The 14,810-nt window shown below is 58.8% G+C and carries 17 protein-coding genes and 1 tRNA gene; 10 read left to right on the top strand and 8 right to left on the bottom strand.

Annotated elements, in window-relative coordinates:
- The first annotated feature begins 221 nt into the window (after positions 1-221).
- Positions 222-1,100, top strand: a complete 879-nt coding sequence (locus ACR0KW_RS06685; RefSeq protein WP_480804304.1) for a transferrin-binding protein-like solute binding protein — start codon at positions 222-224, stop codon at positions 1,098-1,100.
- Positions 1,101-1,458: 358 nt separating this feature from the next.
- Here the strand turns inward: ACR0KW_RS06685 and ACR0KW_RS06690 are convergent.
- Positions 1,459-1,534, bottom strand: a tRNA-Thr gene (locus tag ACR0KW_RS06690).
- Between the two features lie 182 nt (positions 1,535-1,716).
- Between ACR0KW_RS06690 and ACR0KW_RS06695 the strand changes: the two genes are divergently transcribed.
- Positions 1,717-2,592 (top strand): hypothetical protein, encoded by an 876-nt coding sequence (locus ACR0KW_RS06695; protein WP_480804305.1) that lies wholly within the window; start codon positions 1,717-1,719, stop codon positions 2,590-2,592.
- 217 nt (positions 2,593-2,809) lie between these two features.
- Here the strand turns inward: ACR0KW_RS06695 and ACR0KW_RS06700 are convergent, their stop codons facing one another.
- Positions 2,810-3,079 (bottom strand): DUF2312 domain-containing protein, encoded by a 270-nt coding sequence (locus ACR0KW_RS06700; protein WP_170326790.1) that lies wholly within the window; start codon positions 3,077-3,079, stop codon positions 2,810-2,812.
- Positions 3,080-3,241: 162 nt separating this feature from the next.
- Between ACR0KW_RS06700 and ACR0KW_RS06705 the strand changes: the two genes are divergently transcribed.
- On the top strand, positions 3,242-3,460 hold the full coding sequence (locus tag ACR0KW_RS06705; protein ID WP_170445090.1) for a hypothetical protein: 219 nt from the start codon (positions 3,242-3,244) through the stop codon (positions 3,458-3,460).
- A gap of 9 nt (positions 3,461-3,469) precedes the next feature.
- On the opposite strand, the gene ACR0KW_RS06710 is transcribed toward ACR0KW_RS06705, so the two are convergent.
- Positions 3,470-3,685, bottom strand: coding sequence for a hypothetical protein (locus ACR0KW_RS06710; protein ID WP_480804306.1), 216 nt, complete (start codon positions 3,683-3,685; stop codon positions 3,470-3,472).
- A 244-nt stretch (positions 3,686-3,929) separates the two neighbouring features.
- Between ACR0KW_RS06710 and ACR0KW_RS06715 the strand changes: the two genes are divergently transcribed.
- The 4 genes from ACR0KW_RS06715 to ACR0KW_RS06730 are packed head-to-tail and all read left to right on the top strand — an operon-like array spanning position 3,930 to position 6,119.
- Positions 3,930-4,793, top strand: coding sequence for an MBL fold metallo-hydrolase (locus tag ACR0KW_RS06715; RefSeq protein WP_480804307.1), 864 nt, complete (start codon positions 3,930-3,932; stop codon positions 4,791-4,793).
- A gap of 31 nt (positions 4,794-4,824) precedes the next feature.
- Positions 4,825-5,247, top strand: coding sequence for a YeeE/YedE family protein (locus tag ACR0KW_RS06720; RefSeq protein WP_480804308.1), 423 nt, complete (start codon positions 4,825-4,827; stop codon positions 5,245-5,247).
- Positions 5,247-5,678, top strand: coding sequence for a DUF6691 family protein (locus tag ACR0KW_RS06725; RefSeq protein ID WP_480804309.1), 432 nt, complete (start codon positions 5,247-5,249; stop codon positions 5,676-5,678). The genes ACR0KW_RS06720 and ACR0KW_RS06725 overlap by 1 nt, the downstream gene beginning before the upstream one ends.
- Before the next feature lie 9 nt (positions 5,679-5,687).
- Positions 5,688-6,119, top strand: coding sequence for a protein tyrosine phosphatase family protein (locus ACR0KW_RS06730; protein ID WP_480804310.1), 432 nt, complete (start codon positions 5,688-5,690; stop codon positions 6,117-6,119).
- A 1-nt stretch (position 6,120) separates the two neighbouring features.
- Here ACR0KW_RS06730 and ACR0KW_RS06735 read toward each other — a convergent pair whose 3' ends face one another.
- The 5 genes from ACR0KW_RS06735 to ACR0KW_RS06755 form a co-directional block, all read right to left on the bottom strand.
- A complete protein-coding gene (locus ACR0KW_RS06735) occupies positions 6,121-7,227 on the bottom strand; it encodes a FliM/FliN family flagellar motor C-terminal domain-containing protein (RefSeq protein WP_480804311.1) in 1,107 nt (368 codons plus the stop codon).
- 78 nt (positions 7,228-7,305) lie between these two features.
- Positions 7,306-9,984, bottom strand: a complete 2,679-nt coding sequence (locus tag ACR0KW_RS06740) for an ATP-binding protein (protein ID WP_480804312.1) — start codon at positions 9,982-9,984, stop codon at positions 7,306-7,308.
- On the bottom strand, positions 9,972-10,286 hold the full coding sequence (locus ACR0KW_RS06745; RefSeq protein WP_170326799.1) for a hypothetical protein: 315 nt from the start codon (positions 10,284-10,286) through the stop codon (positions 9,972-9,974). Before ACR0KW_RS06745 ends, ACR0KW_RS06740 begins: the two co-directional genes overlap by 13 nt.
- Positions 10,283-10,663, bottom strand: a complete 381-nt coding sequence (locus ACR0KW_RS06750; RefSeq protein ID WP_170326800.1) for a response regulator transcription factor — start codon at positions 10,661-10,663, stop codon at positions 10,283-10,285. Before ACR0KW_RS06750 ends, ACR0KW_RS06745 begins: the two co-directional genes overlap by 4 nt.
- A gap of 78 nt (positions 10,664-10,741) precedes the next feature.
- A complete protein-coding gene (locus ACR0KW_RS06755; protein WP_480804313.1) occupies positions 10,742-12,037 on the bottom strand; it encodes a short-chain fatty acyl-CoA regulator family protein in 1,296 nt (431 codons plus the stop codon).
- A 205-nt stretch (positions 12,038-12,242) separates the two neighbouring features.
- Here ACR0KW_RS06755 and ACR0KW_RS06760 point away from each other — a divergent pair, with 205 nt between their 5' ends.
- The 3 genes from ACR0KW_RS06760 to accC all read left to right on the top strand — a co-directional run bounded on the left by ACR0KW_RS06760 (position 12,243) and on the right by accC (position 14,791).
- Positions 12,243-12,779: a LuxR C-terminal-related transcriptional regulator gene (locus tag ACR0KW_RS06760; protein WP_170326802.1), complete on the top strand. Its 537-nt coding sequence runs from the start codon at positions 12,243-12,245 to the stop codon at positions 12,777-12,779.
- 152 nt (positions 12,780-12,931) lie between these two features.
- Positions 12,932-13,432 (top strand): acetyl-CoA carboxylase biotin carboxyl carrier protein, encoded by a 501-nt coding sequence (accB, locus tag ACR0KW_RS06765; protein WP_480804314.1) that lies wholly within the window; start codon positions 12,932-12,934, stop codon positions 13,430-13,432.
- Between the two features lie 9 nt (positions 13,433-13,441).
- The gene (gene accC / locus ACR0KW_RS06770; protein WP_170404379.1) at positions 13,442-14,791 is read left to right on the top strand and encodes an acetyl-CoA carboxylase biotin carboxylase subunit; all 1,350 of its coding nucleotides are present in this window, start codon (positions 13,442-13,444) and stop codon (positions 14,789-14,791) included.
- Positions 14,792-14,810 lie beyond the last annotated feature (19 nt).

The raw sequence follows: 14,810 nt of genomic DNA on the forward strand, positions 1-14,810 counted from the left end.
GATTTCCGAGACGTGCACGAACCTGATAATCTGATAATGGTGACTCTTCGGAAACGGTCAAATTAAATGGCGCTAAACTTCGTTCTTTAAAATAATAAAAAGCACTTCAAATCGCGCAAATATATCCAACCCAAGACGGGCAAGTAACGTCAACTTAATAAATAGCTTTTTATCCTCCTAGAACCAAAGCGATTCTAGCTTTTGGCAATAGAGGACTTTCTATGCTGCCTGCTACTCTACGGTTTTTCATTTCAGCCACCGCGCTGTTGTTAGTGCCAGCATGCTCTGGCAGCGGATCAAGTTCCAGTACACCTTTATCCTCTGGTTATCCTAGCCTTCCACAAAACGTTACCCTAAGCCTTGATGGTCAAACCGTTACGGCCTCTTACACAATTGATGTACACTCAGGAAAAACTACTATTTCTGGTGCAACCGTGTCGGAAGATGGCCGTACCAGTATAACCAACAGTGACGGAAACTTGCTTGGGTGGAGCGCAGGCGGTTCTGATTCCTCGGTCACGTTTGACACATTGGTCGGCGACACCTTTACGACTCAGGGGGGCGTGATCTTTGCAGAAACTGCCGATAGGCAGAGTATCGGTATCTTTGTTGACCCTTCTTCGCAGGGATACGAACATCAAACTTTTGGAGCGTGGATGACTGGACTAGGCACCGGCTCAGGAAAAGTCGGAGCTGGGTCATTTGGGGCAAAAACAGAAGCCGGAAACGTACCGACCGGAACGAACGCAACATACAATGGTGCGACGACGGGGGTCGCAACTCTTGCCGATGGCCAGACATATTTGACCAGTTCAGAGGTTTCAGTTGCCACGGATTTCTCAGACATGACCTTTTCCAGCTCAGGCACGCAAGCTGTTAATATCAACACCGGCACAATCCAAACGACGCCGGAGCTGGATTTCGTAGGTACCGGGAGTGTTTCTGGTGCAACTTTTACAGCCAATGTCACTGGTTCTGGAACAAGTGGCAGCGTAGGTGGAGTATTTTATGGTCCTCAGGCTAACGAAATCGGTGGAACGTTCCATACTTCAGGACCGGGCGGAATCAGTCACACTGGCTCTTTCGGCGGAAAACAGTAGAACATGATTGAAAATTAGGTTAGGAACCGGGCTCAAATCTCGGCCCGGTTGCAAAACTTTGGCGGTCGGTTTGGCTACGACAACTTCCAGCTTTCTGCCGGTCGTCGGTCAAGGATATCAATCGACACACGACGCCGGGACGGACCCAGCAAAGCCCGACAATTAATCAGCCATTTTATAAAGGTGAAAAATTGGCGCTGGGCAAATCATCGCGCCGAGTGGTGGTAGGTCCGATTCAGCAGCAAAACCGTGCACTTTGTCCCCCATATGTCCCCCAGAACCGACACCGCGACACGCTGCGGCAGACGCCGCGTAGGGCGCGTCACTTCTAATGCATTGAAATTGATTAGGGAATTAGTGGTGCCCCCACACGGACTCGAACCGCGGACCTACTGATTACAAATCAGTTGCTCTACCAGCTGAGCTATAGGGGCACTTGGTGTCGATTACTTTCTCTTGTTGTGGACTGCAAGCCCATATTTTTATCTCAACTTAGGGATTGGCGGTTTTCCTGACTGTGCAATGATCCTTCCGCACATACTGACGCGGGTTTGACTGTTCAGGTCGCAGACTGTAACCCGGCAGGCGGGGCAAAAAGCAGGGGCAAGAACCGAAGATGCAGGTTGTTATCCACGCAGGTGTAGCTTTCACCGACGAGGGTCGGGTGTTGGCCTCGTTGAACAAAAACGCATCCGCTTTGGCGACACAAGGGGCCGCCTTTTTTGGTCCCCGGCGATACAAGCGCGTGTTCAAGCCAGCATTTGACAGATTCGAAAACGCGCCTGCCGAGTTCCTCGCCCAGCAGAATATCAATGCCATTCTCCCAATCGGCGATGGCACCCGGCGGGCAATCTACTCAAGTGGCAGTTTTGCAGGCGAACCGGAAACGGCGCTACAGGATGGGCAGCTGTACCCTTTCGCTGGCCGCAGAATGGCTTTGCTGGAACAAAGCTTTCACGACCACCAGGTTGAGCTGTTCATGGGGCTGAGAAACCCAGGGAGTTTCGTCCCAAAACTGCTGATGTCGCTACCGGAGGAAGTACGCTCCAACGCAATTCGGGATACCGATCTGAGCTGCCTGAACTGGATTGGCATGATCGAGGACATCCGGGATCTTGCGCCCGGTATTCAGATAACGTTGTGGGGCAACGAAGACACCCCTTTTATCTGGGGTGATATCATTCGCGCTCTGGCTGATCTGGACGAAGACACACCCCTGGAAGACGAGCACGATCTGTTGCTGTCGCTGCTGGATGAAACAGGCCAGAAGGAAGTGCTGGCGCTAACCAGTCAGGATGCAACCCATAGCAAGGCGAGCCTGCACGAAAACATGGCTCGAATATTCGACGATCACGCTCAGCCGGAAGAAATCGAAGAAGAACTGGACCTGCCCGGTTGGAGCACCGAGATCGTCGACGCGTTTTCGGAACTTTATGAGCAGGATCTCGAACGGCTTGGTACCATTCCCGGAGTTCGGGTTCTGAAACCCTGATCGTATTTCGAAAATCCGGTTTGTTGAAACTGCAAATGCGCAGTCATCCGGCCAAGGGCATTGCGTGCACTATGCGCGGTCAGAATTGCCCCAGTTTTCTTTCCACTTAAATGTCGCCCTGACCGGGAATAGTAGACCTGTGATGCGTGCCCCGGATCGCGCAATCCCTGCGGGGCACACATTTTTCACGCTTCTGAAGGGGCCCGTCAGTTGGGCCTCAGCTCATGCCCAGCGCTTCTTTGTACATTTCCAGCACGGCTTCTTCCTCGGCGATATCGTCTTTATCGCGTTTACGCAGAGCGATCACCTTGCGCATAACCTTAGTATCGTAACCGCGGGCTTTGGCCTCGGCCATCACCTCTTTTTGCTGTTCCGCCAGGTCCTTCTTTTCCGCATCCAGCCGTTCGAAGCGTTCGATGAACTGGCGCAGTTCACCTGCGGTAACGCGATAGTTGGCAGAGGCCTGATCTTCGGTGATGTCGTCCATTTACGTCTCTCCCAGAGGTAGATTTCTGTTGCTGTGGCAGCGGGCAATATGCCGGATACATTGCCGCCGCCCGCGCCGCAAGCGCGCAATCGCTGGCGGGCTTGTGTGCGCGGGGGTTCTCGGCTAAGCGCAGAGGAACGTGACAAGCACATGTGGGGAACCATGTTCGAATTCATCACCTGGGGCGGTGCCGCCCTGTCGCTTGCCGGGCTTGTGGGCCTGGTCTGGTGTATTGCGCACGTGATGAAGGCGCGCAAATCCGGCCTGTCGGACGAAGAATTGCGCGCCGTTGTTCAGGGTGTTCTGCCGTGGAATCTGGCGTCGTTGTTTCTGTCAGTGATTGGCCTGATGGTGGTAATCCTTGGGATTTCCTTTGGCTAACCTGCCAGCCTAAACCGGCAGATTATCAAAGCGCGCCTCCATGGCATCTTCGCACAGGGCTGCATCCAGCTGGCGCAGACGCGACGGTACGTGCATACCCTCCTGACGCATTCGTTCGATCACTTTGGCCACGCTTGGCTGAAGGGCAAGCCGTGTATCAAGGCATGCGCCGTTGAGCTTTTTTTCAAGTTGTTCAGCTTCTGAGTACAAATTGATTGATGACATTTCCATCCTCCCAAATGTCTTCATTTACTCCGATTTATGTGACCATTTTAAGACCCGCCCAGATTACCTGAAAATCGCGCGGGAATCCGCCTGTCGGCCCTGCCGTTCCGGTTGTCCAAAAGCGAGTTGACTAAATTTTACTCATAATGAGACTTCCCTGCCTTGACCAGCATCAAATTACGCATATTGATTACAACACATTCCGTAATTAAAATATGAAATGGCGACACAGGTGGAGGGCCACATGACACCCATTGTGAAAGCGTTTTTTGACCCCGAGACCTTTACGGTTTCATATCTGGCGCAGGAGCCCGAGGGCCTTGCCTGCGCGGTCATCGACAGCGTTCTGGATTTTGATCACGCCTCGGGTCGCACCAGCACGCGCTCGGCGGATCAGATCATTGACCATGTGCGCAAGAATGATCTGCGGGTCGACTGGATTCTGGAAAGCCACGTCCACGCCGATCACCTGTCAGCAGCCCCCTATTTGCAGCAGGAATTGGGTGGCAAGATTGGTATCGGCGATCAGATCGTCACCATTCAGGAGACCTTCGGCAAAATTTTCAACGAAGGCACCGAGTTTCAGCGCGATGGCAGTCAGTTCGATGCCCTCTTCCGCGAAGGTGACAGTTTCCATGTCGGTCAGATGCGCGGAGACGTGCTGCACACGCCGGGGCATACGCCGGCCTGTTTGACCTATGTGATCGGCGACGCGGCTTTTGTCGGCGACACCCTCTTCATGCCGGACTTCGGCACGGCGCGATGCGACTTTCCGGGTGGGTCTTCCGCAATGCTGTATGACTCGATCCAGAAAATCCTGTCGCTGCCGGATGAGACGCGGGTTTTTGTCGGCCACGATTACAAAGCCCCGGGGCGCGATGAATATGCCTGGGAGACAACTGTTGGCGAGCAGAAAGCACTGAACGTCCACATCGGTCAGGGCCGTTCGATCGAAGAGTTCGTCGAGATGCGTGACGCCCGGGATGCAACGCTGGCCATGCCGCGCCTGATCCTGCCGTCCCTGCAAGTCAACATGCGCGCAGGGCAGATGCCTCCGGCCGATGAACATGGCGACGTATTTTTGAAGCTTCCGCTGAACAAACTCTGAATTTCTGGCCGCGAACGGCAAAGGACGCAAAATGCAAATGGACTGGATATGGGGCCTTGGTGGAGGCCTTCTGATTGGGCTCGGCGCCGCCGTTTACCTGTTGGGCAACGGCCGCATCATGGGGGCCAGCGGCATTCTAGGCGGGTTGGTCGACAACAGCGACCGGTCGCTGGATCGGCTGAGCTTTCTGGCAGGCGTGATCGGGATACCCCTGTTGTTGCGGCCCCTGCTCTCTCCGGCGCCAGAGACACACCTAACCAGCAATATAACCGTGGTAATCATCGCAGGTCTGCTTGTTGGCGCCGGGACGCGCATCGCCAACGGGTGCACATCCGGCCACGGTGTCTGCGGGATTTCGCGGTTCTCACTGCGCGGCATCGTCGCCACCCTAATCTATATCGGGGCCGGCGTCGTGACGATCACTTTGTTCCGCCATGTCTGGGGGGTGATCTGATGCGTGCGCTTGTTTCCCTTCTTGCGGGTGCTCTGTTCGGTGCCGGCCTGCTGCTGTCAGGCATGACCGACACCACCAAGGTACAGAACTGGCTAGACTTTTTCGGCCAATGGGACCCAACGCTTGCCTTTGTGATGGGCGGAGCGATCCTGCCCATGCTGATCGCCTGGAGATTGACGGCCCATCGACGCCCCCTGACTGGAGGCCAGTTTCCGCAACCGACCGCGCCAGAACTGGACCGCCGCCTGATCCTGGGTTCGGTGCTGTTCGGGATGGGCTGGGCGCTGGCCGGGTTGTGCCCCGGGCCTGCCCTTGCCTCGCTTAGCTATGGCGGGATTGGTGGGATTGTCTTTCTGCTGGCCATGATTGCGGGTATGTACGCGGCGCCGACATTGGGCGCGCAACTGGACAGAGTCGCAAAGGCGGCCTAATCAATTGCCATGGAGATTCGCCCGATTACCCCCCGCTACGCCGTCTCACCGCAAATCACGGTCGAGGACGTTCCAGCCATTGCCGAGGCCGGTTTTGTCAAAGTGATCTGCAACCGGCCCAATGTCGAGGTTCCGGCCAACATGCAGTCGGATGCAATCGGTGAAGCGGTGCGCGCGGCGGGACTGGAATACGAGGTTCTGGAGCTGACGCACCAGACCATGACGCCCGAGAATGTGGCCCTACAACGCGAGCTGGCCGAAAGCTGCAGCGGGCCGGTTCTGGCCTATTGCGCATCGGGCACACGCTGCTCCGTGGTTTGGGCGCTGGGTCAATGCGACCGGATGAGCACGGACGACATACTGGATGCCACAACCAAAGCGGGTTACGCGCTGGAAAACCTGCGCCCAACCCTTGATCAGATCCGCGGCGGTGCCGACTGATTTAACTCAGGGCACCTGGGTCTGTGTCTGATAGCTTCAGTCCGGCCAATTGCGAAATCTCGGCCACCATCTGATCTGAATCGGCGAAATTCAGGTTGGACTCGATGTCGTTTGTTGCGTGCGGATCGAAAGCGACCGGCATCTGCGATATCTCCGCCCGCGTAGGCTTGTCCGGGTCAGATTGCGGCGTTGCGGTCGCGCGGGCCTCAAGAAACTCCGCAGCTTCGGATTGGGTCAGCGCTGTCAGCGGCGCATATTCATTCAGACGTACGGCGCGCATTCCTCCACATTGCCCCAACCGGCCAACCGCAGCGCGAGTGCGGTCAATCGTAAGGATCTCTGCCCGGTCCAGGCGCGACCCAGTCAGAGGCAGAACATCCCCAACCTTGAGCTGAGACAGGGATGTCAGAGGCAACGACATGCGGCAGATCACTGTGTTCAGCTCGGCCCGCAACACCCCCGATGCCTGTTCAAGATTTGGGCCGGTGCCCTCTTGCGGGGCCTCGTCGGCATCCCCGGCAAACCGGTCCGGCAGGAAAATGGAAATCTGCCCTTGCCGCAGACCGCCGCCCAGTTCCACTGTCAAATCAAACACCAGATAGGCATCTTCGACCATGGCCAGCGACATCGTGCGCAAATCAGCGAGACGCGTGGCAAATTCAAACCCCGACAAGCTGGATTGGTCCCCCGGCGCCTCTACCAGATCGACCGCCCGCGTGAGCGCATCTTCGATCAAGGGCGCCACCATCGCCCCATCGGTATGGGTAAACGCGCGGGGCGTGGGCTCCTCCGCCATAACCTCGCCAATGGTTTGCACCTGAACGATGGCTGAAACCGCCCCCAGATCCATGCAGATGGCTGCTGACGCCCCGTCGCCGGTCACAAACTGCAACAGCAACCAGTCCTCCCCGACGTGATCCGCTAATACGTCCGGTGTCCGATGGGATTGCTTCGCGCCGATAACGACCATGGGCAGTTGCAACCGATCCCCGGCGGCGCGGGCAAAGGCCAGCCGCAGCGCGCGCAGGACCGAACGCGGCTTGTCGCCCTGCTCTTCCTGTCCCACTGAAAGCTTGCGCGCCAAAGCTGCGCTGACCGTCTGCGTCATGCCCCAAAACCGCTGTTGATTGCTGTATCTGACATCCGGTCTAACCCGGTTCAGGTTACGAATGTCTTTACAATTGCGTCACTGCGCCGCCTGTTGATACGCCACCGGTAGCCTGACACGAAACGCCGCGCCGCCCTGTCCCGGCAGATAGGTGATCTCTCCGCCCAGACGCTGCATGATCTCACGGCAGATCGCCAGACCCAGCCCGGCACCGCCGGCCTTGTCGACGCCCACGCGGGCGAATTTCTCGAACACCATCGAGCGGGCTTCGGGCGGGATGCCACTGCCATTGTCGGCAAAATCAATCACCACCTGCCCACCGACATCATGGGCTGAAATCGTCAGAACCGGCTCATCGGCATCACAGTATTTTTGCGCGTTGGAAATCAGGTTGATAAAGACCTGCCCCAGCCGATCCAGATCCGTTTGCAGCGGGATACGTTCTGCCGTTTTCGAGCGCCGCACCGTCAGCTTCCGGCTGGACCCGGCCAACGCGCTGGACACGGCCCGGTCCAGCACCGAGCGCAGCGTGTCGTCACCGACATTCAGATTGACCCGCCCGCTCTCTAGAACGCTCAGGTCCAGTAGATCGTCCAGCAACCGGGTCAGGCGCAGGGCTTCGTCGTGGATGATCGCGGCATAGCGTGTCTGTTCTTCCCCGCTCAACCCCTCGGTGTCGCGCATGATCTCGGAAAACGCGCGGATCGAGGTCATGGGCGTGCGCAGCTCGTGGCTGACCTGGCTAAGGAAGCTGTCCTTCTGTTCCGAGATTTGCGTGAGTTTGGCGTTCGCTTCCCGCAATTGCCGCGCGGTACGAGTCAGCTCGGCGGATTTTACCTCCAGCTGGCTGGAGTACTCCAACAGTTGCGCGGATTCGTCTGCTACGGCCAGCAGGTCCTCGACCGATACGGACGAGCCGCCGACGATCTGACCGATCATCGCGTGGGCCGTGGCGGCCCCGACAGAGCCGCTCAGTTCGCGCTCAAGCCGTTCCAGAAACGCAGGGGTCGGTTCCGGCAGGCTGGAACGTCCGCCCTGCTGCTCTGCCTCAGCCTGAAAGAACTCCTGCGCGGGGCCTGCACCCAGTATTCTCTGGGTCATGATCATCAGGTCTTCGCTTTGCGCAACCGACCCGGACCAGCCGCGGGGCGCGACAGAGTGATCGAAGACGTTGACGAATTGGGCCCCCTGCAAACGCTCCAGCGGGCTGGGGAAACTCAGCAACGACGCGACGCAAAACGCGATGGTGTTCAGGGACAGCGACCACATCACGGTGTGCACCATCGGGTCCATGCCCTCGATCCCGAACAGGGCCTGCGGGCGCAGCCAACCCAGACCAAATGGGCCATTTTGCAGCACCGTCTCGGGCATCAACACCCCATCCATCCCGGGCAGCAGCAGGGTGTAGACCCACAGCAGGAACCCTACCGTCAGCCCCACCAAGGCACCGGTTCGCGTCGCCCCACGCCAGAACAGACCACCGACCAGAGCGGGCAAAATCTGGGAAACACCAGCAAAGGCAATCAACCCGATCGAGGCCAGAGCGGCCCCACCCCCGGACAAGCGGTAGTAATAGTAGCCCATCGCCATGATCACGGCGATCGACACACGCCGCGCCAACAGCACTACGTTCCTGACGTCGCCGGATACGGAACCGGACCCCTCCTGCGTGCTCAGCCAGATCGGCATGACCACGTGGTTCGACACCATCGTCGACAGCGCCATCGCTGTAACGATGACCATGGACGTGGCCGATGAAAAGCCCCCGATAAAAGACAGCATCGCCAGCCAGTCATTGCCCTGAGACAGCGGCACAGTCAGCACGAACAGGTCAGGGTTCGAGCCTTCGGGCATCAGGTCCAGACCGACAACGGCAATGGGCACCACAAAAAGGCTCATCAAAAGCAGGTACAGCGGGAAGGCCCATGCGGCGGTTCTCAGATGCCCCTCATCCGCGTTCTCGACCACCATGACCTGAAACATGCGCGGCAGGCAGACAAAGGCTGCGGCAGACAAAAAGATGAAAGTGGTCCAGCGCCCGGCGTCCACGTTCCATTGGCCGATCTCGGACGCGTCGATGCGGTCCATCATCGGCCCGACACCGCCCGCGATGCCCCAGACCACAAACGCGCCCACAGCAAGCAGGGCGAACAGTTTGACCACCGATTCCAGCGCAATGGCAGTGACAACCCCGTGGTGGCGTTCGTTGACGTCCAGATTGCGCGTGCCGAACAGGATCGCGAAAACGGCCAACCCCGTCGCCACCCAGAACACGCTTGAACCTTCGCGATAAAGGCCCGTGGGATCAGCCTCGGCAAAGATCGAAAACGACAGGGTGATGGATTGCAGCTGCAGCGCGATATAGGGCGTGCCACCCAATACCGCCAGAATAGTCACGCAGATCGCCAGCGTGTTGGATTTTCCGTACCGGGATGAGATCAGGTCGGCGATCGAGGTCACCCGCTGGCTGCGCCCAACCCGCACCAGCTTGCGCAGGCCCCACCACCAGCTGATCATGACCAGCGTTGGGCCCAGATAGATCGTGACGAACTCCAGCCCTGACCGCGCGGCATTGCCAACGGCGCCGTAAAAGGTCCAGGCGGTGCAGTAGATCGACAGTGACAGCGTGTAAACCAGCGGCGACCGCAGCCATGCCCCCCGCCCGGCGGCCGCCATCCTGTCGGCGGCAAAAGCGACGCCAAACAGCAGCACCACATAACCCAGACAAACCAGAATCAGAATGTTCAGCGTTGCCATCGGTCCGTCTCGGGTTCGGATTCGTCATGGACCCGCATGCGTCTGGCGGCAAACCCAAACACCAAGCTGGCCACGATCATCGCCGCCCAGCACGTGAAGATATAAAAGATCGCTGAAGACAGGGACACGCCCTCCTGTGTGCCTTGACCGTCAGGCCATAGCAACGGGATGGCCAGCAGGGCCGCTCCCAGAAAGGGCAGCAGTCGTGCGGCATCAGACAATCTGCGGCGGCGATAACTCTGCCGTTCCAGAAACAGCGAAGGCCGGACACCCGAAGGCTTACGGTCTTCGTCCGGTTTCATGACTGCGTTGCCTGCGCGTGCAGGTCCCGCACAGCAGTCAGCATCTCGGTATTAGAAAACGGCTTGGTCATGAAACGACTGACTCCGGCGTTTTCGGCCATCTCTCGATCCCGGGACTGCCCCCGCGCAGTCAGCATCAAAACCGGCAGGCTCTGCATACCTTCCACGTCGCGCAGGTCTCGTAAAATCTCCATCCCGCTCTTACCCGGCAGCATTACGTCAAGAATCACAAGATCCGGGCTTGCGCCCTGAATGACCTGTAATGCATCGCTGCCTTCGGCATGTGTTTCCACCAGCCAACCTTCGCGTGTCAGCAGGAACCGAATGGCCTCGGCGATGTTCGGCTCATCCTCAATTAGCAGAACCTTGCGGCTCATGATTATCTGTCCTCCCCGTGACCGGTCATAAACTGAATGACCCGTCGCCGCCAGCTTACGCGCAGTGTCAGGAAACTGTCAAAAACCTTCGCTCAGAATTGACGGTTCGCGACGGGACGTACAATCGCTGCTGGGACAAACCCTGCAACTGGGACCGACCCGGGCAACCGCCTGCTCATCCTGTGCAACATCCTCGACCGACCGCACCAGCATCACCGACCGATAGACCGGCCCGTCATCAAAACCGGATATGTGCTGTGGCCATGCGTAAGCATAGCAATCAAACACGGCGGCTGTCCGCCCAAGCTGCACGATGCGTTTGCGTATGGGCACCAGCGGCCGGTTCAGCGCCTGAAACAGTGGCCACAGTGGGCAAGCCTCACCAAAGCGCGGCATGGCGAAACCGGGCACGGATTTGCTGAACAGGATACTGCCGGAGGCATCGCACACCACCAACCCCGTCGGGCGCCCCAGATACCCGCCCGGCAACGCCGCCAGCCGCCTCAGCACCGTTGCAACATTCACTGAAAACCGCGCTGCCAGTTGCAGCGGGTCCAGCGGAGCCTCGGCCAGCGCGGCCTGCAATTGGTTCAGCGGCATGGCACGGGCGTCTGTTGCATAAACCTTGAGGAATTCCTGAGCCACCGTTTTCGCTGCCGACGATTCCAGATCGCTCAGGTCTATGTTGGCATCGGCTCCGCCTTCTTCGACCTCGGGGAAGTGGTGCCCGCGGGCCTCGAAAAACGCTTCGACGTCTTCCATCGGCACGCCGCGATGATCCCCGTCAGAATCGCTTTCATCCAGATAGGCCACCAGCGACTTGGAGCTTTCGGCCAAACGCTCGGCGTCCTGGTGCAGGTTGCTGTGAAAGCGATCCTGCCATTCGGGTTCGATATCCTGCGTATCCGCCAGAATCGCAGCGGTTGAGCGAATCGCAGCGGCGGTCGACAGAACCTCGTGCATCGAGGCCGCCAGATGCGGGTCGTGGGTCAGACGGTCCGACAGCGTTTCCACTGTGCGCTCCAGCGAAACAACCCGGCGGTGCATTTGCGCCAACACACCCGCCCATCCGGGGAAACGCCCGGCGAACTCTTCGAGCCCATCCAGTTCCGCTTGTTGGCCAACGGCATCAGCCGCTGCCTCGCGCAGAGCCGAGATCAGCGTGGCCTCGATCCCCTGCGTCAGAACCGAGGGCTCCACCGCCAGTGCCGTTGCGATATCGACCAGCAACTTACCGCCAATCCGGCGGCGGTTATGTTCGATCAGATTCAGATAAGACGCTGAAATCCCGACCTGACGTGCAAGTTCCGCCTGCCGCAGGCCTGCGATCTGGCGCCTTTCCCGAATGCGGCTACCTGTCAGCGTATCCCGCATGTTCTCACCTCTGCCAAAGCGGAACCATCCGAATTCGACCCCGATTGATTTTCAGAACTCTTAAAATATTTCTATAGGTTAAGGCAGGGTTTTCATAGACCGTTTACAAAGTTGACAAAACGCATGCGCCCGACGCCGGCAACGCCCACACAGAATCTGCGCAGGCCCCCTTCTATTTCCCCTGAAATCCCGGCACGATAGCCGCATGAGCGACCCCGCCTTTGAATATGCGCCAATCGGACTTGTCGAGTTGGAGAACCGGATCATCCGGCGCTGCAATCTGCAGTTCGCCCGCACCTTTGGCGGTGAGGCCGCGGATTACCGCAACATGCCCCTATTGCACCTTTATCCGTCTGTGGCCGATTGGGAACGGATCGGCGCACGCAGCCTGCAAGTGATGCGCGATACCGGCTATTACACCGATGAACGCGTCATGCGGCGGCGCAATAGCGATCTATTCTGGTGTCGTGCGCGTGGGCGTTCACTGACCCCGGACGATCCGTTCCGCCACGGCATCTGGAGCTTTTCCGACATCTCGGAAGAACGTCCTCTGGTCGAGCTGACCGCGCGTGAACGCGAGGTCGCGATCCTGTCCTGCCGCGGCTTGTCCGCCAAAGAGATCGGGGCCGAACTGGACCTCAGCTATCGCACGATCGAGGCCTACCGCGCCCGCCTTTTAGAGAAATTCGGGGCCCGCAAACTGCCCGAACTGGTGGCGAAACTTTCGGGAATGCCGCTTTAGGCCCTTTCGCCCCCTGAAATCTTCTTTAAAACCCTTACATCACAGGCTCAGACTGCGCTTTTCATGACCGGGCGCATGGCTTATAACGCTGCGTAATCAGACCAAAGCCCGCGGAAAACAGACGGGCCAAAGGGGAACCGTCGAGGACACTCATGACAGACACCAAACACGAAGCGGATGTGGCATTCATCAAAGCATTGGCTGAACTGCTGCGCGAAAATGACCTGACCGAACTGCAGGTCAAACGCGAATATGGCGAGGAAGACAGCCTGAACGTGCGCGTCAGCCGTATGACCCAGACTGTGGCTGCTCCGGTTCAGGTCGCCGTTCCGACCGCAGCGCCTGCAGCAGCCCCCGCCGCCGCACCGGCCCCTGCCGCAGCAGAGGCACCCACCGCACAGGAAGATCCGGCCAGCCACCCCGGCGCCGTGACCTCGCCCATGGTCGGAACTGTCTACATGCAGCCCGAACCGGGCGCGCCCGCGTTCATCTCGGTCGGTGCATCGGTGTCCGAAGGCGACACGCTGCTGATCGTCGAAGCGATGAAAACCATGAACCACATCCACGCGCCCAAGGCGGGCACCATCAAGCGTATTCTGGTCGGTGACGGCGATGCTGTGGAATTCGGCACCCCTCTGGTCATTGTTGAGTAAGGCAGGCCCATGTTCGACAAGATCCTGATTGCCAACCGAGGCGAGATCGCCCTGCGCGTCATCCGCGCCGCGCGCGAGATGGGGATTAAGACGGTCGCCGTCCACTCCACCGCCGACAGCGATGCGATGCATGTGCGCATGGCGGACGAATCGGTGTGCATCGGCCCTCCGCCCAGCCCGCAAAGCTATCTGTCCGTGCCCGCGATCATCTCGGCCTGTGAGATCACCGGCGCACAGGCGATCCACCCCGGTTATGGCTTTTTGTCCGAGAATGCCGAGTTCGTGCAAATCGTCGAGGATCACGGCATCACCTTTATCGGCCCCACTGCGGAACATATCCGCATCATGGGCGACAAGATCACCGCCAAGGAAACCATGAAGGCGCTGGGCGTGCCCTGCGTTCCGGGCTCGGACGGTGGTGTACCCGATCTGGCCACCGCCAAGAAGATCGGTGAGGAATTCGGCTATCCCGTCATCATCAAGGCCACCGCCGGTGGCGGTGGTCGCGGCATGAAAGTCGCGCAGAACGCCGGTGAGATGGAAAGCGCCTTCATGACCGCGCGCGCCGAGGGCAAGGCCGCCTTTGGCAATGACGAGGTCTATATCGAGAAATACCTGACCACGCCGCGCCATATCGAGATTCAGGTCTTTGGCGACGGCAAGGGCAAGGCGGTGCATCTGGGCGAGCGCGACTGCTCGCTGCAGCGCCGTCACCAGAAGGTCTTCGAAGAGGCCCCCGGCCCCGCGATCAGCCCAGAGGAACGCGCCAAGATCGGTAAGACCTGCGCCGACGCCGTGGCCAAGATCAACTATATCGGCGCGGGCACCATCGAGTTCCTGTACGAAAACGGCGAGTTCTACTTCATCGAAATGAACACCCGCCTGCAGGTGGAACACCCGGTGACCGAAGGCATCTTTGGCGTCGATCTGGTGCGCGAGCAAATCCTTGTCGCCGCCGGTGAGGACATGTCGTTCGGTCAGGACGATCTGGAAATCAACGGCCACGCCATCGAGGTTCGGATCAACGCCGAGAAACTGCCCAACTTCTCGCCCTGCCCGGGCAAAATCTCGGCCTATCACGCGCCGGGCGGCCTGGGTGTGAGGATGGATTCGGCGCTGTATGACGGGTATTCGATCCCGCCCTATTACGACTCGCTGATCGCCAAACTGATCGTACAGGGCCGTGACCGGGCCGAAGCGCTGGCACGTCTGGAACGGGCCTTGGGTGAACTGATCGTGGACGGCATCGACACTACTGTGCCACTGTTCCACGCGCTTCTGCAGGAGCCCGATATCCACAGCGGAAACTACAACATCCACTGGTTGGAGCGCTGGCTTGCGGAGCATATGGCCGATTAATACAAACGGGCCGAAGGGT

This window comes from Ruegeria sp. CG11 (genome assembly GCF_056537245.1).